At 76.2% G+C, this 22,847-nt stretch carries 21 protein-coding genes; 12 read left to right on the top strand and 9 right to left on the bottom strand.

All coding sequences use genetic code 11. The features are described 5' to 3' along the window. The first annotated feature begins 21 nt into the window (after positions 1–21). Positions 22–1,320, top strand: coding sequence for an amidohydrolase family protein (locus BLR12_RS10940; RefSeq protein ID WP_091377528.1), 1,299 nt, complete (start codon positions 22–24; stop codon positions 1,318–1,320). Between the two features lie 40 nt (positions 1,321–1,360). Here the strand turns inward: BLR12_RS10940 and BLR12_RS10935 are convergent, their stop codons facing one another. Beyond that, positions 1,361–2,191, bottom strand: coding sequence for an MBL fold metallo-hydrolase (locus tag BLR12_RS10935; RefSeq protein ID WP_091377525.1), 831 nt, complete (start codon positions 2,189–2,191; stop codon positions 1,361–1,363). Positions 2,192–2,285: 94 nt separating this feature from the next. Between BLR12_RS10935 and BLR12_RS10930 the strand changes: the two genes are divergently transcribed. After that, a complete protein-coding gene (locus BLR12_RS10930; protein WP_255363423.1) occupies positions 2,286–3,701 on the top strand; it encodes a radical SAM domain-containing protein in 1,416 nt (471 codons plus the stop codon). Positions 3,702–3,747: 46 nt separating this feature from the next. Here the strand turns inward: BLR12_RS10930 and BLR12_RS10925 are convergent, their stop codons facing one another. The 4 genes from BLR12_RS10925 to BLR12_RS10910 are packed head-to-tail and all read right to left on the bottom strand — an operon-like array spanning position 3,748 to position 7,713. Continuing rightward, complete coding sequence (locus tag BLR12_RS10925; protein ID WP_091377520.1) at positions 3,748–4,845, bottom strand: ABC transporter ATP-binding protein; 1,098 nt, start codon at positions 4,843–4,845, stop codon at positions 3,748–3,750. Next, positions 4,842–5,657, bottom strand: coding sequence for an ABC transporter permease (locus BLR12_RS10920; protein WP_255363422.1), 816 nt, complete (start codon positions 5,655–5,657; stop codon positions 4,842–4,844). Before BLR12_RS10920 ends, BLR12_RS10925 begins: the two co-directional genes overlap by 4 nt. Further along, on the bottom strand, positions 5,648–6,487 hold the full coding sequence (locus tag BLR12_RS10915) for an ABC transporter permease (RefSeq protein ID WP_218120624.1): 840 nt from the start codon (positions 6,485–6,487) through the stop codon (positions 5,648–5,650). Before BLR12_RS10915 ends, BLR12_RS10920 begins: the two co-directional genes overlap by 10 nt. Then, on the bottom strand, positions 6,484–7,713 hold the full coding sequence (locus tag BLR12_RS10910) for an ABC transporter substrate-binding protein (protein WP_091377517.1): 1,230 nt from the start codon (positions 7,711–7,713) through the stop codon (positions 6,484–6,486). The genes BLR12_RS10915 and BLR12_RS10910 overlap by 4 nt, the downstream gene beginning before the upstream one ends. Positions 7,714–7,882: 169 nt before the next feature. Between BLR12_RS10910 and BLR12_RS10905 the strand changes: the two genes are divergently transcribed. After that, positions 7,883–8,509: a CDP-alcohol phosphatidyltransferase family protein gene (locus BLR12_RS10905; protein ID WP_091377514.1), complete on the top strand. Its 627-nt coding sequence runs from the start codon at positions 7,883–7,885 to the stop codon at positions 8,507–8,509. Here the strand turns inward: BLR12_RS10905 and BLR12_RS10900 are convergent. Continuing rightward, positions 8,491–9,906 carry a dihydrolipoyl dehydrogenase family protein gene (locus BLR12_RS10900; RefSeq protein ID WP_091377512.1) on the bottom strand — a complete coding sequence of 472 codons (1,416 nt, stop codon included), beginning with the start codon at positions 9,904–9,906 and terminating at the stop codon, positions 8,491–8,493. The genes BLR12_RS10905 and BLR12_RS10900 overlap by 19 nt on opposite strands. Before the next feature lie 64 nt (positions 9,907–9,970). Here BLR12_RS10900 and BLR12_RS10895 point away from each other — a divergent pair, with 64 nt between their 5' ends. The 7 genes from BLR12_RS10895 to BLR12_RS10865 all read left to right on the top strand — a co-directional run bounded on the left by BLR12_RS10895 (position 9,971) and on the right by BLR12_RS10865 (position 17,955). Beyond that, complete coding sequence (locus BLR12_RS10895; protein ID WP_091377509.1) at positions 9,971–11,098, top strand: flavin-containing monooxygenase; 1,128 nt, start codon at positions 9,971–9,973, stop codon at positions 11,096–11,098. Continuing rightward, positions 11,041–12,555 (top strand): TldD/PmbA family protein, encoded by a 1,515-nt coding sequence (locus tag BLR12_RS10890; protein ID WP_091377506.1) that lies wholly within the window; start codon positions 11,041–11,043, stop codon positions 12,553–12,555. Before BLR12_RS10895 ends, BLR12_RS10890 begins: the two co-directional genes overlap by 58 nt. Continuing rightward, positions 12,552–13,940 (top strand): metallopeptidase TldD-related protein, encoded by a 1,389-nt coding sequence (locus BLR12_RS10885; protein ID WP_091377504.1) that lies wholly within the window; start codon positions 12,552–12,554, stop codon positions 13,938–13,940. Before BLR12_RS10890 ends, BLR12_RS10885 begins: the two co-directional genes overlap by 4 nt. Before the next feature lie 379 nt (positions 13,941–14,319). Beyond that, positions 14,320–14,619, top strand: coding sequence for a hypothetical protein (locus BLR12_RS10880; protein ID WP_091377502.1), 300 nt, complete (start codon positions 14,320–14,322; stop codon positions 14,617–14,619). Between the two features lie 104 nt (positions 14,620–14,723). Continuing rightward, positions 14,724–15,212: a hypothetical protein gene (locus tag BLR12_RS10875; RefSeq protein WP_091377499.1), complete on the top strand. Its 489-nt coding sequence runs from the start codon at positions 14,724–14,726 to the stop codon at positions 15,210–15,212. A gap of 197 nt (positions 15,213–15,409) precedes the next feature. Then, positions 15,410–16,435, top strand: coding sequence for a C40 family peptidase (locus BLR12_RS10870; protein WP_091377496.1), 1,026 nt, complete (start codon positions 15,410–15,412; stop codon positions 16,433–16,435). 59 nt (positions 16,436–16,494) lie between these two features. After that, positions 16,495–17,955, top strand: coding sequence for an APC family permease (locus BLR12_RS10865; RefSeq protein WP_091377494.1), 1,461 nt, complete (start codon positions 16,495–16,497; stop codon positions 17,953–17,955). On the opposite strand, the gene BLR12_RS10860 is transcribed toward BLR12_RS10865, so the two are convergent. Next, a complete protein-coding gene (locus tag BLR12_RS10860) occupies positions 17,956–18,534 on the bottom strand; it encodes a YdeI/OmpD-associated family protein (protein ID WP_255363421.1) in 579 nt (192 codons plus the stop codon). A gap of 169 nt (positions 18,535–18,703) precedes the next feature. On the opposite strand from BLR12_RS10860, the gene BLR12_RS10855 reads away from it, so the two are divergent. Continuing rightward, positions 18,704–20,800 (top strand): HNH endonuclease signature motif containing protein, encoded by a 2,097-nt coding sequence (locus BLR12_RS10855; protein WP_255363420.1) that lies wholly within the window; start codon positions 18,704–18,706, stop codon positions 20,798–20,800. Positions 20,801–20,873: 73 nt separating this feature from the next. Continuing rightward, positions 20,874–21,452, top strand: a complete 579-nt coding sequence (locus BLR12_RS10850; RefSeq protein WP_091377486.1) for a gamma carbonic anhydrase family protein — start codon at positions 20,874–20,876, stop codon at positions 21,450–21,452. A gap of 4 nt (positions 21,453–21,456) precedes the next feature. On the opposite strand, the gene BLR12_RS10845 is transcribed toward BLR12_RS10850, so the two are convergent. Further along, positions 21,457–21,948 (bottom strand): hypothetical protein, encoded by a 492-nt coding sequence (locus BLR12_RS10845; RefSeq protein WP_091377484.1) that lies wholly within the window; start codon positions 21,946–21,948, stop codon positions 21,457–21,459. Further along, the gene (locus BLR12_RS10840; RefSeq protein ID WP_091377481.1) at positions 21,945–22,841 is read right to left on the bottom strand and encodes a mechanosensitive ion channel family protein; all 897 of its coding nucleotides are present in this window, start codon (positions 22,839–22,841) and stop codon (positions 21,945–21,947) included. Before BLR12_RS10840 ends, BLR12_RS10845 begins: the two co-directional genes overlap by 4 nt. Between the last annotated feature and the right edge of the window lie 6 nt (positions 22,842–22,847).

Genomic DNA, 22,847 nt, shown 5'->3' with positions numbered 1-22,847 from the left:
CCGGGGGTAGGTTCGCCACCCATGCGCCAGCGCTTCACCGCCCGGGCCGTCGTCGTCGGGGACCGGGTCGGCACCGTCGTGCCCGACGCGGTGGTCGACGTCGACGACGGCACGATCTCCTGGGTCGGCCCGGCCGCCGACGCGCCGGACGCCGGGGACGCGGAGCCGGTCGCCGTCCCGGGGGTGCTGCTGCCGGGGCTGGTCAACACCCACTCGCACGCGCCGATGGTGCTGTTCCGCGGGCAGGCCGAGGGGCTGCCGCTGGCCCGCTGGCTGCGCGAGGTCATCTGGCCGCGGGAGGCCCGGCTGACGCCGGAGGACGTCGAGGTCGCGATGACCGCGGCGTCGGCGGAGATGCTGCGCGGCGGGGTCACCACCAGCGTCGAGATGTACTTCTCCCCGGCGCGGATCGCCGCCGCCGTCGGCCGCACCGGCGCCCGCGCCGTCGTCGCGACCCCGCTGCTGCCGCTGCCGGGGATGCCGCCGCTGGCCGAGCAGCTGCGCGACGCCGTCACGTTGGCGGGCTCCTCGCCCGGGGACGGCACCGTCGAGTACGGCATCGGCCCGCACGCCGCCTACACGCTGCCCCTGCCGGTGCTCCGCGACGCCGCGGCCGCCGCCCGGGAGCACGGCCTGCTGCTGCACCTGCACGTCGCCGAGACCGCCGCGGAGGGCGCGGACCTGCTGGCCACCCACGGGCTGTCGGTGCCGGCGCTGCTGGCCGCGCACGACGTCCTGGGCGGCCGGGTGCTGGCCGCGCACTCGGTGCACGTGGACGACGGCGACCTGGAGCTGTGGCGGGAGTACGACGTCGCGGTGGCGCACTGCCCGGCGAGCAACGCCAAGCTGGCCAGCGGGATCGCGCCGGTGCGGGCGATGCTCGACCGCGGGATCCGGGTGGGGCTGGGTACCGACGGTCCGGCGTCCAACGACGGGCTGGACCTGCTCGCCGACGTCCGGCTGGCCGCGGGGCTGGCCCGGCTCCGGGAGGGCTCGGCCACCGCGCTGACCGCCGCCGAGGCGTTCTGGCTGGCCACCGGCGCGGCGGCCGACGCGATCGGCCGGCCGGACCTCGGTCAGCTCGCCGTCGGGCGCCGGGCGGACCTGGTCCACGTCGACACCGGCGACCTGCTGTTCGAGCCGGTCCTCAGCCCGCCGGACGTGCTCACCCACCTGGTCTGGTCGGGCGCCTCGCGGCTGGTCCGCGACACCTGGGTCGGCGGGCGGCAGGTGGTGCGCGACGGCGTCTGCACGACGGTGGACGCCGACGCCCTGCGCGCCGACGTCGGCAAGCGGGCGGCCCGCCTGGCCGGCGCCTGACGCGTCCCTCGCCGCCTTTGTCGCGATATCGGCAGGAGGATCACGCGCGCAGGCTGATCGTCTCGCCGCGGGTCACGGGGCGGATCTCCCCGGGCGCGCGGCGGGCGGCCACCTCGCGGACGAAGTCGCCCAGCGGCGAGGCGAACCGGTCGTAGTCGTCGTAGTGCACCGGCACGGTGACCGGTGGCTTCAGCAGCTCGACCAGGTCCGCGCCCTGCCGGCCGTCCATGGTCACGGTGAACCCGAGCGCCTTGGTGCCGCCGAGGTGCGGGATGACGACGTCCAGCGGCCCGCAGCGCTGCAGCACCTCGCCGAGCCACGGCTTGAAGACGGTGTCGCCGCTGATGTAGCCGCGCCAGGAGACCTCGCCGTCCCGCACGAACTCGAGCACGCTGCCCATCACCGGCGGCAGCAGCCGGGCGATCGGCTCGGGGCCGTGCACGCCGGGGACCGAGGTGACTCGGAGCGTGGCGCCGTCCCGGGTGAGCTCGTGCCGCTGCCAGGGGGTGAGGTCGACGGTGTCCCGGAACCCCCGCCGCTCCAGCGCCCTGGCCGCGGCCTGCGTCGTGAGCACAGGGGTGTCGCGGTCGAGGGTGCGGGTGGCGATGCGGTCCCAGTGGTCGGCGTGCAGGTGCGACAGCAGGATGGAGTCCAGCGCCGGCAGCTGGGTCGGCTGCAGCGCGGGGTCGGTCAGCCGCTTGGCCCACAGCCCCTTGCCGAGGTAGGCGCGCTGGCCCCGGCGCAGGAAGTTCGGGTCGGTCAGCAGGGTGAACGGGCCGAGCCGCAGCAGCATGGTGGCGTTCCCGCCGAAGGTCAGCGTGACGTCGTCGGCGGCGGACGACGGGGACCCGGACGAGGACGGCGCAGACATGCCCGACCGACTACCCCGGCCGCCGTCCGGCCACGCCGCGCCGGTGAACCGCCCGGAGCTGCCGTGTCGAACACCAGCGGTGAGGATGCCTGTCATGACGGACGGACCGGTCGGGCGCCTGGCGGCGGCGTGGCGGCGGCTGGCGGAGCGGACCCGGCCGGTGCACCCGGAGACGGAGAGGGCGCTGGCCGAGCGGTGGGCCGTGCTGCCGGAGCACGTGCGCACCCCGGCGCAGAGCCTGGGCCGGCACGCGGTCGGCTGCGAGGGCACGCACGGCGTCTTCCCGAAGTGCAACCTGACCTGCACGCCCTGCTACCACTCGGCCGACGCCAACAAGGTCCGCGTCGACGGCGCGCACACGGTCCGCGAGGTCGGCGCGCAGATGGCCTACGCCCGCGAGCGCCGCGGCCCCTACGCGCACGCCCAGCTGATCGGCGGCGAGGTCAGCCTGCTGGCCCCCGACGACCACGCCGAGGCGCTGCTGACGATGCGCCGGCACGGCCGCTCGCCGATGTCGATGACCCACGGCGACTTCGACCCGGAGTACCTGCGCGCCCTGGTCACGGGGGACGACGGCCGGCTGCGGCTGGACCGGGTGAGCTTCGCCGCGCACTTCGACTCGCTGATGCGCGGACGCCGCGGCGCGGTCCGCCCGCGGAGCGAGGCCGAGCTGCACCCGTTCCGGCAGCGCTTCGTGCAGATGTTCCGCGACCTGCGGGCCGAGACCGGGCTGCGCTCCTACCTGGCCCACAACATGACCGTCACGCCGGCCAACCTCGACCAGGTGGCCGAGACGGTGCGCGCCGTCCTGCCCATGGGCTACTCGATGATGAGCTTCCAGCCGGCCGCGCACGTCGGCGACGACCGCCGCTGGAAGGAGTCCTACACCGCGGTGGACGTCGACGCGGTGTGGGCGCAGCTGGAGGCTGGTCTGGGCCGCACGGTGCCGTACCAGGCGGTCGAGTTCGGCGACCCGAGATGCAACCGGCTGGGCTTCGGCTTCCTCGCCCACGGCGCCTGGCACCCCTTCGTCGACCCGGGCTCCGAGGCCGAGCTCCGCGCCCGCGACGCCTTCTTCGCCCACTTCGGCGGCATCGCCTTCAGCAACACCCCGCCGGTGCTGCTGGCGGTCAAGGTGCTGCGCGTGCTGCGCTCCCACCCGGGCGACGTCGGTGTGGCGCTGGGCTGGGCGCGGAGCCTGCTGCGCCGGGTGGGCGGGCTGCGGGCGCTGGCCGGGGCCGCCCGGGGGAAGCAGCTCGGGCTGATGACCTTCGAGGTGCACAGCTTCATGGACGCCGAGCACGTGGGCCCGGCCTGGGACATGATGCGCCGCGGCGTCGTCGCCGAGGACCCGCAGCTGCGGGCCACCCAGGAGCGGCTGGCGGCCTGCACCTACTCGATGGCGCACCCGGAGACCGGCGAGCTGGTGCCCGCCTGCGCCCAGCACTCGGTGCTCGACATCGGCGAGAACGCCGAGCTGCGCAAGCTCCTGCCACTCACCGTGGTCTGATCGCACCTCTCCGGCGAGATCGGCCATCTCGCACGCTGGGGGCCGCTCAGCCGTGCGAGATCGGCGATCTCGCCGCGTCGGACGGCGTGCCGTCCACGGGCGGCACCACCGCGCGGTCGGCCACCGGCAGCACCAGGCCGACCGTGCGCCCGGCCGGCAGCTCCTCCCCGGTCGCGAGCTCGGCCTCGACCGACGCCCCGCCGGGCCCGGGCACCTCCACCGCGACCAGCGCGCGCAGCCCGCGCCGCCGCACCCGGACGACGGTGCCGGTGGCGTCGGCGGCCGGGTCCGCGGGCGAGGTCACCCGCACCGCCTCGGGGCGGACGACGAGCACTCCCGGCCCGTCGGGCACCGGGCGGGGGACAGCGAGGGCCCCCAGCACCGAGGAGTGGACGCCGTCCCGCACCGTGCCAGGCACCTCGGTGCGCCCGCCCAGCAGCCGGCTCACCGCCAGCGACGCCGGCGCCGCGTAGAGCTCGCGCATCGGCCCGGCCTGCTGCAGCCGGCCGCCGTCGAGGACCGCGACCGTGTCGGCCAGCGCATCGGCCTCGGCGGGGTCGTGGGTGACCAGCAGGACCGTCGGGTCCAGCCGCACCCGCAGGTCGGCCAGCAGGTCGTGCATCTCCTCGCGCAGCGTGGTGTCCAGCGCGCTGAACGGCTCGTCGAGCAGCAGCACCCGCGGCTCGGCGGCCAGCGCGCGGGCCAGGGCGACCCGCTGCTCCTGCCCGCCGGACAGCGCCCGGGCCGGCCGGTCGCCGTAGCCGCGCAGGGCGACCAGCTCCAGGTGGTGCTCGGCCCGCTCCCGGGCCTGCCGCCGCGGCACGCCGCGCACCCGGTCGGCGAAGGCGACGTTGTCGCGGACCGACAGGTGGGGGAACAGCAGCGGCCGCTGGAACACCATCGCCATGCCGCGCCGCTCGGGTGGGACGCCGGCCAGGTCGCGGCCGTCCAGGAGCACGCTGCCGCCGTCCGGGGAGTCGAGGCCCGCGGTCAGCCGCAGCACGGTGCTCTTGCCCGAGCCCGACGGCCCGAGCACCGCGACGCAGGAGCCGGCGGGGACGTCGAGGGTGAAGCCGGCGAGCGCGGGTGGCTGGCCGGCCGCGTGCACCCGGGTCAGCCCGCGCAGCTCGAGGGTGCCGCTCATGCCCGTGCCCTCCGCCCGACCAGGCCGACCGCCACCAGCAGCACCAGCGGCGGCAGCACCGACGACAGCGACAGCACGGCCACCTGCGCCTCGTTGCCCGTCGCCGCGGCCGCCGACGCCACCAGCAGCGGCAGCGTCACCAGCTGCCCGCCGCCGACGAGCAGGGTGACGACGTAGTCGCTCCAGCCCACCAGGAAGGCCAGGAACGCCGCACCGGCCAGCGCGGGGGCCAGCAGCGGCAGTTGCACGTGGAACACCGTCTGCCGCGCCGTCGCGCCGAGGGTGCGCGCCTCGTCCTCGAACCCGCGGTCGTGGGCGGCGTAGGCCGCGCGCATCAGCACGGTCGTGTACGGCAGCGCCGCCACGGTGAGCAGCAGGACGACGCCGACCGGCGAGGGCACCCCCAGCCGCAGCAGCAGCACGTCGAGACCCAGGGCGACGGCGAACGGCGGCAGCACCAGCGGGGACAGCAGCACGGCGAGCACCGCACCGCCCAGCGGCACGCGGTGGGTGGCCAGCGCCCGCCCGGCCATCGCGCCCAGCGGGGTGGCCAGTGCCGCGACGACCAGGCCCAGCACCGTCGAGCGCAGGAAGCCGGTCCCGGCACCCGCGTCGACGGCGTCCCGCAGCCCCGCCGTCCCCCAGGCCTGGGGCAGCACCGCGGGGGCGGTCCACCGGTCGGCCGCCGCCCACAGCACCAGCGGGACGAGGGGGAGCACCAGCCAGGCGGCCAGCGCCGCATGGCCCGCGTGCAGGGCCCCGCCGCGAGCGTGCGAGTGGTGGGGGGCACGCGGGTCCTTTCTCAGTCCCACGCCGACAGCCTCCGCAGCGCGCGCAGGGCGAGCAGGACGGCGGCCAGCGCGAGCACCGCGGTGGTCACCGCGACCGCGGCGGCCTGCGGGCGGACGGCGAGGTCGATGGACCCGGCCAGCCGCACGGCCATCACCGGCAGCGGCTCGGGGTAGGGCCGGCCGAGCAGCGCGGCGACCTCGTAGGACCCCAGCGTGTAGACGAAGGTGACCGCCGAGGCCACGCCGAGCGCCGGGGCGGCCAGCGGCAGCGTCACGTACCGGAACCGCGCCCAGCGGCCGGCGCCGAGCAGCGCGGCGGTCTCGTCGTAGGAACGCGCCCGCGAGGCCAGCACGCTCCCCACCACGAGCGCGACGAACGCCGACTCCTTCCAGGCGTACTCGGCGACCACCGCCACCCACCACTGCCCACCCACCAGCGAGGGCCAGTCGCCGGGGGCCACGCCCAGCAGCCGCGGCAGGAAGCCGCTGTCGGCCAGCAGCAGCCCGATGGCGGCGGCACCGACCAGGTGGGGGACCGGGATGGTGAGCGCGGCCAGCGCGCCGAGCAGCCGGCTGCGGCGGACGACGGCGGTCGCCGCCAGCGCCAGGCACAGCCCGACCCCGGCGGCGAGCACGGTGGCGGCCGCGGCGATGCCCAGCGACAGCCGCGTCGCCGTCCCCAGGTCGCCGGCGGCCGCCCGCCAGGCGTCCAGCGACAGCTCCGGCTGCCCGACCAGCGGGGTCAGGCCCAGGCTGAGCAGGACGGCGGAGACCAGCGCGGCGCCGACGACGGCCGCGACCGGTACCAGGGCGGGGAGGACCAGCAGGACCGCCCGCTGCCGGGTGCTCACGGCGCGAGGACGGAGCGGCGCCACCCCTCGTCCAGCGGTCCGACCCAGTCGGCGGACAGCTCGGCCTGGGCGTTCTGCGACAGCTCCTCGTACGGCGGCACGACCGGCGAGGCCGGCAGCTGCTCGAAGGCAGCGCGGTCGGCCTCGTCGAGCCGCTCGAGGTCGAGGACGGTGAACTGCCCCCAGGTGCCCGGGTCGGCCTTGGCCACCTGCTGCTCCGGGCTCAGCGCGAGGTCGGCGACGACCTGCGCGCCGGCCGCGTCGCCCGAGGTCGAGGGGATCGCCAGGAAGCTGGCGTTGCCGAAGGTGCCCTCCTCCAGCGTCAGCACCCGGGTGGTCGGGGGGACGGTGCCGTCGGCGACCAGGTCGGTGAGCGTGGCCGGCCCGTAGGTCATGGTCATGTCGACCTCGCCGTCGGCGAACAGCCGGTCGAGCTCCTGCTGCGACTGCGGGTAGGTCTCCCCGCCCCGCCACAGCGCCGGGTCGAGCTCGGCCAGCCGGTCGAACAGCGCCGGTGCGTACTCGTCGTAGGCCTCCTGCGAGTACTCCAGCGGCACCTCGCCGGGGCCGGCGGCGACGCTGCTGAGCACCTGCCGGACGAACACCGAGCCGGTGAAGTCCGGCGGGGCGGGGTAGGTGAAACGACCGGGGTTGGCCTGCGCCCAGTCGAGCACGCCCGCCAGCGTCGTCGGCGGCTCGGGCACCCGCGCCGAGTCGTAGACGAGGGTGAACTGGGCCTTGTGCCAGGGCGACTCGCAGCCCTCCACCGGGACGCCGAAGTCGTTCTCCAGCAGCGGGTCGTCGGGGTCGGTGTGCTCCCGGTTCGGCAGGTCCAGCGCCCAGTCGCACAGCCAGGCGCCGGCCTGCCGGCCGGTGGCGTAGTTCTCCCCGTTGACCCAGACCAGGTCGACCTCGCCGTCGGTCACCCCGGCCTGCCGCTCGGAGAGCACGCGGTCCAGCGCGTCGCCGGTGTCGGCGACCGGCACGCGGCGGACGGTCACCCCGAGCCCGGCGGCGGCGGGGGCCAGGACGTCGTCGACGTAGGCGTTGCCGGCCTCGTCGCCGCCGTACATCCACAGGTCGACGGTCTGCCCGTCGGCCTCGGCGAGCACGTCGTCCCACGGCCGGTCGGCGGCCTCGGGCGCCTCGCTGCTGGGCGCGGCGCAGCCGGCGAGCGCGAGCAGTGCGGCCCCCGCGGTGATCGAACGACGTCGTCCTGCGGCCACCGGGCCCGCCTTCCTGTCGGGACGGCGGACGCCGGACGGGCCGCCTCATGGGACCTTCGATCCGGGCGGGTCGAACGGATGCCCCGGTGCGGCCCCGCTGGATCGTGCACCATCGGTCCGGAGCTCGCGCGGCGGAGACCCGCCGTGACCGTCCGTGCCGGGAGGTGCCGTGCTCGACTCGACCGCCCGGGCCCTGCTCGACGCGCCGCTGGCCCGCGCCGCGGCGCTGCTCGACCGGCCCGCGATCACCCCCGACCGGCTGACCGGGGCCAACCTGGTGCTCGGCCTGGCCAGCGCCGGCGCGGCCGCGGCGCAGCTGTGGGTGCCCGCGCTGGTGCTCTGGCTGGCCTGCCGGCTGGCCGACGGCCTGGACGGCCCGCTGGCCCGCCGCCGCCGGGCGGCCGGGCACCCGGCGGACGCGGGCGCCGGCGGCTTCTTCGACATCACGGCCGACTTCGTCGTCTACGGCGCGGGCGTCGTCGGGGTGGCGATCGGGGCGACGGCCGGCTTCGGCGCCTCGTGGCTGCCGTTCCTCGCCGTCCTGCTGGCGTACTACGTCAACGGCGCGGCGTTCCTGGCCTTCTCCTCGATCGCGGAGAAGGCCGGGCGGCAGCTGGACGACGGCCGATCGCTGTCCTTCCTCGGCGGGCTGGCCGAGGGCACCGAGACCGTCGTCGCGCACGGCCTGTGGCTGCTGCTGCCGGTCTACGCCGAGCACGTGGCGTGGGCATGGGCGGCGCTGGTCGGGGTCAGCGCCGCGCACCGGATCCGGGCGGGCTACCGCGCGCTGCGCTGAGCCCGCAGCCGGACGACGGCCCGGAGCACCCGGCGCAGCACCGGCCCGGCCAGCCGCGCGCGGACGTCGGCCACCGCGGCGTCCCACGCTCCGCCGCTGTAGGTCGGGTAGGCGTGCGTCGTGCCGGCCAGGTCGCTGGTCGTCATCCGCTTCCGGACGGCGAGGGTGAGCTCGCCGAGCACCTCCCCGGCGCGGGGGCCGACCACGGTGGCGCCCACGATGCGGCGGCGCCGGTCCAGCACCAGCGTGGTGGACCCCTCCGTCTCACCCTCCGCGACCGCCCGGTCGACGTACCCGTGGCCGACCCGCTGCACGCCGTGCCCCTCGCCGGGGGCGAGGCCGACCGAGGCCACCTCGGGGGAGGTGTAGGTGACCCGCGGGACGACGGGGTCGACCTGCCGGGTGAGGCCGAGCACCGCGTTGCCCGCGGCGAGGCTGCCGTGCACGCCGGCGGTGTGGGTGAACTGCGGGTGCCCGGTGAGGTCGCCGGCTGCCCAGATCCGCGGGTTCGTCGTCCGCAGGGCGCCGTCCACCACGACCGTGCCGTCCTCCCGCAGCCCGACCCCGGCCGTCTCGCAGCCCAAGCCGTCGGTGCGGGCCTTCCGGCCCACGGCGACCAGCAGCCGGTCGAAGGGGACAGCGGACCCGTCGGCCAGCCGCAGTGCCCCCTCGCGGACCGCGGTGACGCCGGCGCCGGTCCGCACGGTGACGCCGTCGCGCCGCAGCGCGGCGGTGACCAGCGCGGAGGCCTCCTCGGTCTCGCCGGACAGCAGCCGGTCGGCGGCGTCGACCACGGTGACCGCCGAGCCCAGCCGGGCGAACGCCTGGCCGAGCTCGCAGCCGATCGGGCCGCCGCCGAGGACGGCGAGGCGCCCGGGCAGCTCGGTCAGGTCCCAGACGGTCTCGCTGGTGAGCGGGTCGGCGTCGGCCAGCCCGTCGATCGGCGGCAGCAGCGGGGCGGCGCCGGTGGCCAGCAGGGCGTACCGGAAGCGGACCGTCCGGCCACCGACCTCGGCGGTGTCCGGGCCGGTGAGCACGGCGTCGGCGGTGGCGACGGCGACACCGGCGGCCTCGAGCGCCTCGACCGAGTCGACCGGCCGGATGTGCTCGATGGCGGCCTGCAGGTGCTTGCGCACCCGCCCGAAGTCGACGCGCACCTCGCCGACGTCCACGCCGAACCGGCCGGCCGCGCGGGCGCTCGCCGCGGCGTCGGCGGCGGCGAGCAGCGCCTTGGAGGGGACGCAGCCGGTCCACAGGCAGTCCCCGCCGGTGCGGTCGCGCTCGACGAGGAGCACTCGCGCGCCGAGGCTCGCGGCGGTCTTCGCGCCGACCATCCCCGCCGTCCCGCCGCCGATGACCAGCAGGTCCCACACGTCGTCGTCCCGTCGCCCGCGCATGTCGCGACGGTAGGCGCAGCGGGCCACCCCGGCGCCGCGCCGGCGGGCAGGGGAGGATCGCCGGGTGCCGGAGACCGTCGACGTCCTCGTGGTCGGGGCTGGGCAGGCGGGGCTCGGGACGGCGTACCGGCTGCAGCGACTCGGCGTCCGGGACCTGCTCATGGTGGACGCCGGCGAGGTCGGCCAGAGCTGGCTCGACCGCTGGGACTCCCTGCAGCTGTTCACCCCGCGCCGGTTCTCCCAGCTGCCCGGACTGCGCTTCCCGTCCGGCCCGACGCCCACGCCGTCGCGGGAGGAGATCGCCGGCTACCTGCGCGACTACGCCCGCCGCTGGGGCCTGCCGGTGCGCGAGCAGACCCCGGTGCGGCGGCTGACCCGCGACGGCGACGGCTTCTGCGCCGAGACGCCCGGCGGGGAGGTCCGCGCCCGGCAGGTGGTCGTCGCCTCGGGAGCGTTCCGCCACCCGTACGTGCCCGCGGCCGCCCGCGACCTCGCCGTCCCCCAGCTGCACTCGGCCGACTACCGCAGCCCGGACGACGTCCCGCCCGGACGCGTGCTGGTCGTCGGCGGCGGCAACTCCGCCGCGCAGCTCGCCGTCGAGCTGTCCGCGAGCCACGACGTCACCGTCGCCAGCGCGCGGGAGCCGCGGTACCTGCCCGAGCGGGCGCTCGGGGTGAGCCTCTTCGACTGGCTGCTGGTCAGCGGCGTGCTCAACGCCGACCGGGACCGGCCGCTGGCCCGGCGCATCCGGGCCCGCGGCGACGCCGTCGTCGGGCGGGATCTGGACCGGCTGCGCCGTCAGGGCGCCGTCCGGGTGCTGCCGCAGCGGGTCGTCTCGGCGGCCGGCGACCGGGTGGGCCTGTCCGACGGCAGCACCGAGCTGGTCGCGAGCGTGCTCTGGTGCACCGGCTTCGCGCCCGACACCGGCTGGGTCGACGTCCCCGGCGCCCTGGACGACGACGGCGCGCCCCGCCACCACCGCGGCGCCTCCCCGGTGCCCGGGCTGCACTGGATGGGGCTGCCCTGGCAGACCCGCGTCAACTCCGGCCTGGTCGACGGCGTGGACCGCGACGCCCGCCGGACGGCCGCCCGGGTGCACCGGGCGCTGTCGGCGGTCCCTGGTAGACAGGGGCGGTGGCTGCCTCCCGTGACGTGGACGCGTCCTTCCTCGCCCTCCCGCTCTCCGCGCTGACCGACGCCGCGCTCACCCGGGCGATCGACCTGGGCTGCGAGCACGCCGACATCCGGGTGGAGCGGATCCGCACCCAGTCGATCAACCTGCGCGACGCGCGGCTGGAGTCCCTCGCCGACGGCGAGGACCTCGGGTTGGCCGTCCGGGTCGTCCACGAGGGCACCTGGGGCTTCGCCGCCGGCGTCGTCCTCACCGCCGCCGAGGCCGTCCGGCTGGCCGAGGAGGCGGTCGCGGTCGCGCAGGTGTCCGCGGCGGTCAACACCGACCGCGTCGAGCTCGCCCCGGAGCCGGTGTACCCCGACGCGGTGTGGGTGTCCGAGTACGACGTCGACCCGTTCGAGGTGCCCGACACCGAGAAGACCGCCCTGCTCACCGAGCTGTCCGAGCAGCTGCTGGCCGCCGACGGCGTGGAGCACGTGCAGACCGGCTGCCAGGCGGTCAAGGAGCAGAAGTACTACGCCGACACCGCCGGCACCCGCACCCGCCAGCAGCGGGTGCGCATCCAGGCGGACCTCACCGCGCTCACCGTCGACCGCACCACCGGCGCGTTCGAGAGCATGCGCACCATCGCCCCGCCGGTCGGCCGCGGCTGGGAGTACCTGACCGGCACCGGCTGGGACTGGCGGGCGGAGATCGCCGAGATCCCGTCGCTGCTCACGGAGAAGACCAAGGCGCCCTCGGTCGAGGCCGGCCGCTACGACCTCGTCGTCGACCCGTCCAACCTGTGGCTGACCATCCACGAGTCGATCGGCCACGCCACCGAGCTGGACCGGGCGCTGGGCTACGAGGCCGCCTACGCGGGTACCTCGTTCGCCACCGTCGACAAGCTCGGGACCCTGCAGTACGGCTCGCCGGTCATGAACGTCACCGGCGACCGCACCGCGCCGCACGGGCTGTCGACCGTCGGGTGGGACGACGAGGGCGTCGAGGGACAGCGGTGGGACATCGTGCGCGACGGCGTGCTGGTCGGCTACCAGGTCGACCGCAACACCGCGCGGATGGGCGGAATGGCGCGGTCCAACGGCTGCTCGTTCGCCGACTCGCCGCAGCACGTGCCCGTGCAGCGGATGGCCAACGTGTCGCTGCAGCCCGCCGAGAACGGCCCCTCCACCGAGGAGGTCATCGCGGGCGTCGAGCGCGGCATCTACGTCGTGGGCGACAAGAGCTGGTCGATCGACATGCAGCGCTACAACTTCCAGTTCACCGGCCAGCGGTTCTACCGGATCGAGGGCGGTCGGCTCGCCGGGCAGCTGCGCGACGTGGCCTACCAGGCGACGACGACGGACTTCTGGGGCTCCATGCGCGTCGTCGGCGGCCCGCAGACCCACGTCCTCGGTGGGGCGTTCAACTGCGGCAAGGCCCAGCCCGGGCAGGTCGCCCCGGTGAGCCACGGCTGCCCGGTGGCGCTGTTCGAGGGCATCAACATCCTGAACACGGTGCAGGAGGCGGGACGATGAGCTGGTCGCGTCCGCAGGACGTCGTCGAGAAGGCGCTGGCCGCCTCCACCGCCGACGGGCAGGTCGCCTTCGTCGTGGAGAGCTCGGAGGCCAACCTCCGGTGGGCGAACAACAGCCTGACCACGAACGGCTCGATGCGCTCCCGGCGGGTGGTCGTCGTCTCCTTCGTCGACGGCGGCGCCGGGATGGCCACCGGCACGGTGGCGCGCACCGGCAACCCGGACGTCGAGGAGCTGGTGGCCGCCAGCGAGCAGGCCGCCCGCGACGCCGGCCCCGCCGAGGACGCCGTCCCGCTGGTGGGCGAGACCCCGCCGGGTGCGGGGGACTGGGACGCCGAACCCGCGGAGACCTCCATCGGCGTCTTCCGCGACGTCGCGCCCGCGCTCGGTGAGGCCTTCGGCGGCGCCCGCGACCGCGACGAGCTGCTCTTCGGCTACGCCGAGCACGGCATGGCCACCACCTACCTGGGGACCTCGACCGGGCTGCGGCTGCGCCACGACCAGCCCAGCGGCCGGGTGGAGCTCAACGGCAAGAGCGCCGACATGAGCCGGTCGGTGTGGTCCGGCGTCGGCACCCGCGACTTCCTCGACGTCTCGGTGGCCGACCTGGTCGCCGACGTCCAGCGCAAGCTCGCCTGGTCGCAGCGCCGCCTGGAGCTGCCCGCCGGGCGCTACGAGACGCTGCTGCCGCCGTCAGCGGTCAGCGACCTGATGATCTACGCCTACTGGACGATGGAGGCCCGCGACGCCGACGAGGGCCGCAACGTCTACGCGAAGGCGGGCGGGGGCAACCGGATCGGCGATCGGCTGGCCGCACTGCCGCTGACCCTGCGCAGCGACCCGTTCGAGCCGGGGCTGGAGGCCTGCCCCTTCCAGGTGGTCAGCGGCTCGTCGGGCTCGGCGTCGGTGTTCGACAACGGGATGGCGACGCCGGCGGTCGACTGGATCTCCGGCGGGGTGCTGACCAACCTGATCCGGCCGCGCGCCTGGGCGCTGAAGACGACGGCACCGGCCACGGCCGCCGTCGACAACCTCGTGCTCGAGCAGCCGGGCGCGACGGCGTCGCTGGACGAGATGGTCGCCGCCACCGACCGCGGCCTGCTGCTGACCACGCTCTGGTACATCCGCGAGGTCGACCCGCAGACGCTGCTGCTCACCGGCCTGACCCGGGACGGCGTCTTCCTCGTCGAGGGCGGCGAGGTGACCGGCGCGGTGAACAACTTCCGGTTCAACGAGTCGCCGGTCGACCTGCTCGGCCGGATCACCGAGGTCGGCCGCACCGAGCGCACGCTGCCGCGGGAGTGGAGCGACTGGTTCACCCGCGCCGCGATGCCCGCCGTCCGGGTGCCGGACTACAACATGAGCTCGGTGTCCCCCGCCAGCTGACAGGAGACCCGCTGCCGGCGTCCTCCCCGGCCCGGGCCGGGGTGATGTGCGGCTGTGGCACGTCTTCCAGGCGGACGTGCGCCATGCCCGCACATCGCCCACCGTGCGGTCGGTCGGCCACCCCGGGGTCGCGTGTGCACGGGTGGGACCCGTGGGACCGGCGGTGCGCCAGAACCGATCCGTCACACACCCGGGCGTGGCGATCGTGACGTTCCGCGTATGCGCCCCTACCGTCGGTTCTGCAAGGTGGACATCGGAACGAGGACCTCTCGACGTCACCACCTCGCTCGCACGCCGAGACGTGCACCGGGTGGATCCACCTCCACTCGACTCCAGACGAGCACCGGCGCGATGCCGGTTGGGTGAGGGGAGGACTCCCGTGACGAGGAGCCAGAAGCCGTCGGTGTTCCAGATCGGCAGGGTCTGGGACGACGGGACCGCGGTCGTCGTGTCCGGCTGGGGCCTCGGCCTCTGCCTCGCGGCGTGCGCCTGCCACCGGCATCCCGCAGCCGGGACGCTCGCCATCGCCGAGGACCAGGCCGCGGGCCTGCTCGGCCTGGTGAGCCACCGGGAGGGCTGCGACTGCTGCGAGCCGTGGACCGCCGACGAGCTCACCGCCATCGTCCGCGACCTGGAGCTCGTCGCCGGCCTCGACGCCTCCGAGCCGCTCGCCGGCTGAACCCGGCCGCACCTGATCTCCCGGCCCGGTCCCGTACACGCGGGACCGGGCCGGTGTCGTCCCCGGCGGTTGTGTCATGCGGTGCTCCGGGTAGGGCGGTCCCCATGCTGGGACGAGCCGCTCTCCGCGGCGCACTCGCGGGCCTGGCCGGCACCGCCGCCATGACCCTCGCCGAGAAGGCCGAGCAGTCGGTCACGCACCGGCCGGACTCCTACGTGCCCGCACGCACCCTCACGGCACTGACCACGCGCCGGCGGCTGCCGGGGTCCGCGCGCCCGCTGGTCCGCAACCACCTCATGCACTGGGGTACCGGTGCGCTCGTCGGTGCCCTGCGCGGCGTCTGGTCGGCCAGCGGTCTGCGCGGCTGGCGGGCCTCCGCCTGGCACACCTCGGTCCGGCTGGCCACCGACCAGACCCTGGAGAACGCCACGGGCGTCGGCGCGCCGCCGTGGACCTGGTCGCGCCGCGACCAGGTCGTCGACCTCGCGGGCAAGGCCGTCTACTCCTTCGTCACCGGCGCCGTGGCCGACCGGCTCGTGCCGCTCGCGCCCGACCGCACCCCCTCGGGCTCCGCGCCGCCGCGTCGCCGCTAGCGCCCACCTCCGACAGTCCGGCGCTCCTGCTGCGGTCCCCGGGATCGCTGGGACCGGTGGGACGGATGAGTCGTCCGCGCTGCTGCCTGGCCCGCGCGCCGCCCCCTACCCCTTGACGTTGCCTCCTTACCGTGCGTGCACACGCGCTCGGAACACCGCCCACTTCCCAGGGCGGGGCGCGCGAGAGGGGGCCGGTCATGAGCCGCAACCGGACGACGAGCCGACGCTGGTCGAGCGCCACGCTGGCCGGGGCCCCCATCTCCCTGGCTGTAGCGGTCGCCGTGCTGCTGGCCCCGGCCACCGCGGGCGCCACCCCGACGACCGCCGACGAGGCGGCCGGGCTGGTCGCCGAGACCGGCCGCCAGCTCTCGGTGCTCGACGAGCAGATCCACGAGGGCCAGGTGACCGTCACGGCGAAGCAGCAGGAGGCCGCCGACGCCGCCGCAGCCGCCACCAGCGCCGAGGCCGCCCTCGCCGGCTACGAGCCGCAGCTGGCCGCCCTCGCGCAGACCGCCGGCACCTCCCAGTCGCGCATGGCCGCCTTCCTCACCTCCGACTCCGCGGCCGACGTCGTCCAGCAGATGACCACCCTCGACCTCATCGCCGCCCACACCGAGGGCCTGCTCGCCGAGGTCTCCATCGCCCAGCGTGCGGCCGAGCAGGCCCGGGCCGACGCCGACGCCGCAGCCCAGGAGGCCACCGCGGCCCTGGCCGAGCTGGAGCGCCAGCGCGCAGAGGTGCAGTCGCGCATCGACGCCTACGAGGCCGACTTCGAACGCCTCTCCGCCGCCGAGCAGGCCGCCGTCACCGCCTCCATCGCCGGGCCGACGCTGTCGGTGCCGGACACCGACGCGGTCGTGGCCGCGGCACCCAGCGGGGACGTCGGCGGGGTCCTCGAGGCCGCGCTCGCGCAGATCGGCACCCCCTACGTCTGGGGCGGCTCCACCCCCAGCGGTTTCGACTGCTCCGGGCTGACCAGCTTCGCCTACGCGGCCGTCGGGGTCTCCCTGCCGCACTCCAGCCGGGCCCAGTCGCGGATGGGCACCGCGGTCTCGCGCAGCGAGCTGCAGCCCGGTGACCTGGTCTTCTTCGGCTCGCCGGTCTACCACGTGGGCATCTACGTGGGGAACGGCAAGATGGTGCACGCCCGCACCTTCGGCCAGCCGGTCGCCGTGACCAGCGTGGACATGGGCGACTACGCCGGAGCCCGCCGGATCCTCTAGGGACCGGCGGCTCCCGCCCGCCGCGCCCACCGCGGGCGGGAGCCGTAGCGTCGCGCACCGTGACCCGGGCTGCGGAGTCCCCGCCCACCACCCTGCGCCCCGACGCGATCGGCTTCGGCGACGCCCTCGTCGTCGGCCTGGCTGCGACGTCACCGGCCTACTCGCTGGCCGCGGTGATCGGGCCGATCGTGGCGCTGGTCGGCGTGCACGCGCCGGGCGTGCTGCTCGCCTCCTTCGTGCCGATGCTGCTCATCGCGGCCGCGTTCGCCGCGCTCAACCGGGCCGACCCCGACTGCGGGACGACGTTCTCCTGGGTCACCCGGGCGATGGGCCCGTGGGCCGGGTGGATCGGCGGCTGGGCGATCGCGATGACCGGCGTCCTGGTGGTGGGCTCGCTGGCCGAGGTCGGCGTCCGGTTCACCCTGCTGGCCGCCGGGCTGGACGGCTGGGAGTCCTCGACGCCGGTCGTCCTCGGGCTGACCGTGGCGCTCGTCCTGGTCATGGCGACGCTGTGCGTGCTGGGCACCGAGCTGTCCGCGCGGGTGCAGAACGGGCTGATCGTCGCGCAGACCGCCGCGCTCGCCGCCTTCGCCGTCGTCGCGCTGGTGCGCGGGGTCCGCGGGGACAGCCCCTTCGGCGCGCTGGACCCCGCGTGGTCGTGGCTGGACCCGTTCGGCTCGGGCGGCGCGGCACTCACCGGCGGGCTGCTGCTCGGCGTCTTCGCGTACTGGGGCTGGGAGTCGGCGGTCAACCTGACCGAGGAGACCCGGGACAGCCGCAGTGCCCCGGGGCGGGCCGGCGTGCTCTCGACCGTCGTCCTGCTGCTCACCTACCTCGGTGTCGCGGTCGCGGTCGTCTCCTTCGCCGGCACGGAGTACCTCGCCGAGAACGCCGGCGAGGAGGAGGCGGTGTTCGCGCTGCTGTCCGAGCAGGTCCTCGGCGGCTGGGACTGGGTGGTGCTGCTCGCCGTCGCCACCTCGGCGATCGCCTCCACCCAGACGACGATCATCCCGGCGTCCCGGACCGGGCTGTCGATGGCCCGGCGGTCGGCGCTGCCGGCCCGGTTCGGCTCGATCTCGCCCCGCCACCGGACGCCGGACGTCTCCACCTGGTGGGTCGCCGGCGTGGCGGTGGTCTGGTACCTCGGCGTGAGCGCGGTGTCGGAGAACGCGCTGTTCGACTCGATCACCGCGCTGTCGCTGCTCATCGCGCTCTACTACGCGATGACCGGCGTCGCCTGCGCCGTGTACTTCCGCCGCCGGCTGACCCGCAGCGTGCGGGACCTGCTGCTGCTCGGCGTCGGGCCGCTGGTGGGCGCCGGGATGCTCGTCTGGCTGCTGGTCCTCTCGGTGCGGGACCTCGCCGACCCGGCCAACAGCTACACCGGACAGGCCTGGCTCGGTCTCGGGCCGCCGCTGGTGATCGGCGTGGGCATCATGGCCGCCGGTGTCGTCCTCATGCTGCTGTGGCGGCGGCGCGACGCGCGGTTCTGGGCGGAGCGGCCGGCCGTCGCCGACTGATCAGTGCGGACGGCGGCCCTCGGCGAGCACCTGCACCGCGGCGGCGATGCGCCTGGCCCGGGTCTGCGGGCTCGCCGCGGTCTGCACCCGGAAGAGGACCGCGAAGCGGTCCTGCCCGGTCAGCGCGTCGAAGGCCCGCTGCGCGGCGGGCTCGGCCGCGAGTGCGGCGGCGAGGTCGTCGGGGACGGTCGCGGTGGCCGACCCGGCGTAGGCCCGCTCCCAGCGGCCGTCGGCCCGGGCCGCCTCGACCGCGGCCAGCCCGGCCGGCCGCATCCGCCCGGCGGCGGTGAGCGCCTCGACGGCCGCCACGTTCTTCTGCGACCAGACGCTGCGCGGCCGCCGCGGGGTGATCCGCTGCAGGTAGGAGCGGTCGTCGGAGCGCAGCGACTTCCCGTCGATCCAGCCGAAGCAGAGCACCGACTCGACCAGCTCGGCGTAGGTCACCGAGGGGACGCCGGAGCCCTTCTTGGCCAGCCGGACGTACAGACCGGGCGCGGTCGCGTGCTCGGCCTCCAGCCACTCCTCGAGGGCGGCCTGGTCGGGGAAGGCCAGCACCGGGAGGTCGGACGGCGTCGTCACGGCGGCCATGCTGGCGGCGTCCGGGTGCCGTCGTCCAGCGCAACGCGGTCGGGTGGACGCCGGTCATGGGGCGCTGGCCCGTCCCGACCGCCCCCTGCGTCCCTGGTCCGATCACCTGACCTGCACTTTCGGCTTGTGACCGTCGCCTCTGGGCACTAGAATCGAACACGTGTACGAAGCGACTCCAGCCAGCGCGGCGGCTGTTGACGCGCCCACGGTGGGGTGGGCGTCCGGGCCGCTGGGTGCGGTGCAGGCCGCTGCCCGGGAGATCTCGCGGTTGACGGCGGTGCAGGCGCGGGCGGTGGCGGCGTTCGCCGCCTCGCGGCCGGCGTCGGTGGACCGTCAACAGGGTGAGCGGGGTGCGATGTCGGCGGAGCGGTGGGCGGCCCGGGCGGCGGTGCTGCGGGCGGTCAGTGAGTGGGCGACGGCGGAGCTGGCGTTCGCGGTGAACCTGACCCAGCCGGCCGCCGAGGCGCTGCTGGTCGAGTCGCTGACCCTGGTGCACCGGCTGCCCGGCACCCTCGATGCCCTCGAGCGCGGGGTGGTGCACCGCGGGCACCTGTGGCACCTGATCGACAAGGTCGCCCCGGTGGCTGATGACACCCTGCGGGCGGAGATCGAGGCCGACCTGCTCGCCTGGCTGGCCCGGCGGAACCGGGTGACCTCCCCGGCGCAGCTGGGCGACCGGGCGCGGCGGGTGGTGGCCCGGCGGGACGCCGCGGCCGCGGCGCGGCGGCTGGCCCGGGCGCTGACCGAGCGCGGGGTGTACCTGCGGCCCGACCGCGCGGAGGGGATGGCCGCGCTGACGGTGGTGTGCATGATGCCGGAGGCGCGGGCGCTGCAGGCGGCGCTGGCCGGCTACGCCGACGCGCTGGCCGACGAGGACGGCGGTGCCGACGGCGCCGGGGGCGGCGCGCGGCGGACGCGCGGGCAGCGGATGGTCGACGCGCTGCTGGACCTGGTGCTGCGCCCGGGGGAGACCGACCTGCCGCCGGTGCGGGTGCTGCTCTCGGTGGTGGCGTCGATGGGCACCCTGCTGGGTGGGGACGCCCCCGGTGAGGTGGACGGGCAGCTGATCCCCGCGGAGATGGTCCGCCGGCTGGTGCAGGGCCTGGCCGGCCGCGGCGTGGTGCTGCCCGATGACGACGCGCAGGTGCTGGCCATGGCCGACGCGGCCGACCCGGCCGATCCGGCCGAGGCCGGCCAGCCCGCCGGGGTGGCCTGGCAGGAGGCCGAGCAGGCCGAGCTGGGCGCCTGGTGGGACCAGGTGGAGGCCCGGCTGCTGGCCGGCGGGCTGGAGGAGCCCGACTGGCCACCGGATGACCTGTCCGGGCAGCGCTGGGCGGACACCGCAGGCGCTCTCGACCCCGACCCCCTCGACCCCGACGGCCTCGACCCCGACGCCCTCGATCCCGACGGCCTCGACCCCGACGGCCGGGAGCGGCGGGGTGGTCCCGGCGGAGCGCCGGACACCCAGCCGCCGGCACCGGGCGCTGCACCACCGACCGACTCGGCATCCAGCGATGCGCCCGCCGGGTCGGGCTGGTGGGCGGCCGCGGACCGGGCGGTCGAGGGCGCCGGCGCGGCGGTGCACGCCGCCGGGCTGGCCCTCGGGCACGCCCGGCGCAGCGTGCGCACCGCCCGGGCCGCGGCGGCCGCGCAGGAGGCCGGCTGGCGGGCCGGCCCCGGCGGGCGGGTGGACGCCGCCCCCGACGCGCTCACCGCGCTGGCCGCGGCCGCCGAGGACCAGCGCCAGGCGCTGGCCGAGCTGCTGGCCGCCACCGCCGGGGGTGGGCTGGCCGACCGGCCGCGGATCGTGCTCACCGACGCGGTCACCGGCGCCTTCCGCACCCTGACCGACCTGCCCGCGCTGCGCCGCGCCGGGCACTGCGGCGCCCGCGCCTGCCGGCGCACCCCCGAGGCCTGCGGGCACGACCTGACCGGGCGTCCCGGGCTGCGCGGCGCCGGCCCCACCGGCGCCTACCGGCCGTCCGCGGCGCTGGACCGCCACGTGCGGGCGCGGGACCGGCGCTGCCGGTTCCCCGGCTGCCGCCGCCCGGTTCCCCGCGCCGGGGAGCTGGACCACGCCCGCCCGCACGCCGCCGGCGGGCCGACCAGTGCGGCGAACCTGGCCGGCTACTGCACCGGGGACCACCGCGGCAAACACCAGGCCCCCGGCTGGACCCACACCCTGGGCCCCGACGGCACGCTGACCGTCACCACCCCCACCGGCCTCACCGCCGTCACCGAACCCCCGCCCTACTGACCAGGCAGGCGACCGATCTCGACGACCGCCCTCCGGCGGTGCAGCCGCACCGGGCCTGTGCTGTGCTGACCCCGTGACCGAGAACTTCATCGCCGAGTTGCCGTTCGGGTCCCCGCAGATCGACGACGAGGCGTTCGTGGCGCCGACGGCCGTCGTGGTCGGGGCCGTGACGATGGGCCCCCGGTCCAGCATCTGGTACGGCGCGGTCGCCCGCGCCGACGCCGAGGTCATCGAGATCGGCGCCGACTCCAACATCCAGGACGGCTGCACCCTGCACTCCGACCCCGGCTTCCCGCTGGTCGTGGGCCGCGGCGTGACGGTCGGGCACCGGGTGGTCCTGCACGGCGCTCGCATCGACGACGACGTGCTGGTCGGCATGGGCAGCGTGGTGATGAACGGCGCGCACATCGGCTCCGGGTCCATCGTGGCCGCCGGTGCCGTCGTCACCCAGGGCACCCAGGTGCCGCCGGGCTCGCTCGTCGCGGGCGTGCCGGCCAAGGTCATCCGGCCGGCCAACGAGAACGACGGGCTGCACATCCGCGGCAACGCGGCCAGCTACACCGATCGGCTCGAGAGCGCCCGCCAGGTGCGTCCCGTCGCCCGCGGCCCGCGCCTCCCGGCCGCGCAGGACCCGGGTGGGGCCACCGGCTGACCGGTCAGCTGCCGGGCGCGCCCGTGGCCGTCGGTGCCGCGGTCGTCGGCGCCGCCGGCGCGGGGGTCTCCTCGGCCGGAGCAGTCGGCTCGGCGGTACCCGACGGCGTCTCCTCGGCCGGCACGTCCTCGGGCGTGGTCTCCGGCGCCGTCGTCGGGGCCGCGGACTCCTCCTCGGGCGTCGTCGGCTCCTCCGTCGTCGGCTCGGGGGTCTCGGTCGGGACGAGCGGGACGTCCGAGGGCGCGGGCGTCTCGACCGTGGTGCCGGTGGCCGGGACCACGGTGGTCGTGTCAGGCGGCCGGACGTAGAGGTAGAGCGTGTAGAGCCCCACGAACAGCAGCGCCAGGACGACGGTCGAGGTGCGGGCGCGGCCGAGGTGGTGCGGCACTGCCGACCACCAGCGGCGCGGCGCCGACGCCGGTGCGGTGCTGACCGAGGGCTGGGCGGGCAACTGCCGGGTCGGCTCGCCGGGCCCGTCGGTCTCGGGCGTGGTCACCGGGCGCCGTCCGCCGACGTCGGGGACAGCTCCCCGGGCGCGGGCGCGGCCGGCACGTTCAGCCCCTCCCGGCGGAACGCCTGGACGACGCGGGCGCGCAGGTCGCGGCCGACCTCGAACTGCTTGCCGGGCAGCGTGCGCGCCACCATGCGGACGTTGACCTGCTCGAGGTCGATCGTCTCCACCCCCATCACGCTGGGCGGGTCGAGCAGCAGCGGGCGCAGCCGCGCGTCGCGGAACGCCTCGGCGCCCACCTGCTTGAGGATCTCGTTGACCCGGCTGACGTCCATCGACGTCGGCACCGGGACGTCGACGACGGCGCGGGCCCAGTCGCGGGACAGGTTGGTGACCTTCACGATCTGCCCGTTCGGCAGCGTGATGACCTCGCCGTTGGCCGACCGCAGTCGGGTGACGCGCAGCGTGACGTCCTCGATGGTGCCCTCGGCGGGCTCCACCCCGCCGACGACCTGGATGGAGACGACGTCGCCGAAGCCGTACTGCCGCTCGGTGATGATGAAGAACCCGGCCAGCACGTCACCGACGATGCGCTGGGCGCCGAAGCCCAGGCCGACGCCGAGCACCGTGGCCGGCGCGACCAGCCCGCTGATCGGGATGCCCGCCCGGTCGAGGGCGGCGAAGACGGCGATGGCGTAGACCATCACGACCAGCGTCCAGGTGATCACCTGGGTCAGCGAGTGCCGGTGCTTGGCCGCCTCCGAGCGCACGAGGGCGTCGCCGTCGGTGGACCGGGCGTCGATCCGGTCGGTGATCTTCTCACCGACCCAGGCGATGAACCGCGCCAGCACCACCGCTCCCAGGACGAGCAGGACGATCTCCAGCCCGGCGCCGCGGAGCCAGGTGAGCAGTGTCTCGAGGGGCGCCTTCCAGTCCATCGCGTC

The sequence above is a fragment of the Geodermatophilus sp. DSM 45219 genome (assembly GCF_900104025.1).
GTDB lineage: Bacteria > Actinomycetota > Actinomycetes > Mycobacteriales > Geodermatophilaceae > Geodermatophilus.
The sequence above is the reverse complement of the archived record's forward strand: the minus strand, read 5'-3'. Positions and strand labels throughout refer to the sequence as shown.

Coding starts and splice junctions, on each gene's coding strand:
- BLR12_RS10940 (WP_091377528.1), top strand. CDS start 22: ATGCGCCAGCGCTTCACCGCCCGGGCCGTCGTCGTCGGGGACCGGGTC.
- BLR12_RS10935 (WP_091377525.1), bottom strand. CDS start 2,191: ATGTCTGCGCCGTCCTCGTCCGGGTCCCCGTCGTCCGCCGCCGACGAC.
- BLR12_RS10930 (WP_255363423.1), top strand. CDS start 2,286: ATGACGGACGGACCGGTCGGGCGCCTGGCGGCGGCGTGGCGGCGGCTG.
- BLR12_RS10925 (WP_091377520.1), bottom strand. CDS start 4,845: ATGAGCGGCACCCTCGAGCTGCGCGGGCTGACCCGGGTGCACGCGGCC.
- BLR12_RS10900 (WP_091377512.1), bottom strand. CDS start 9,906: ATGCGCGGGCGACGGGACGACGACGTGTGGGACCTGCTGGTCATCGGC.
- BLR12_RS10885 (WP_091377504.1), top strand. CDS start 12,552: ATGAGCTGGTCGCGTCCGCAGGACGTCGTCGAGAAGGCGCTGGCCGCC.
- BLR12_RS10875 (WP_091377499.1), top strand. CDS start 14,724: ATGCTGGGACGAGCCGCTCTCCGCGGCGCACTCGCGGGCCTGGCCGGC.
- BLR12_RS10870 (WP_091377496.1), top strand. CDS start 15,410: ATGAGCCGCAACCGGACGACGAGCCGACGCTGGTCGAGCGCCACGCTG.
- BLR12_RS10840 (WP_091377481.1), bottom strand. CDS start 22,841: ATGGACTGGAAGGCGCCCCTCGAGACACTGCTCACCTGGCTCCGCGGC.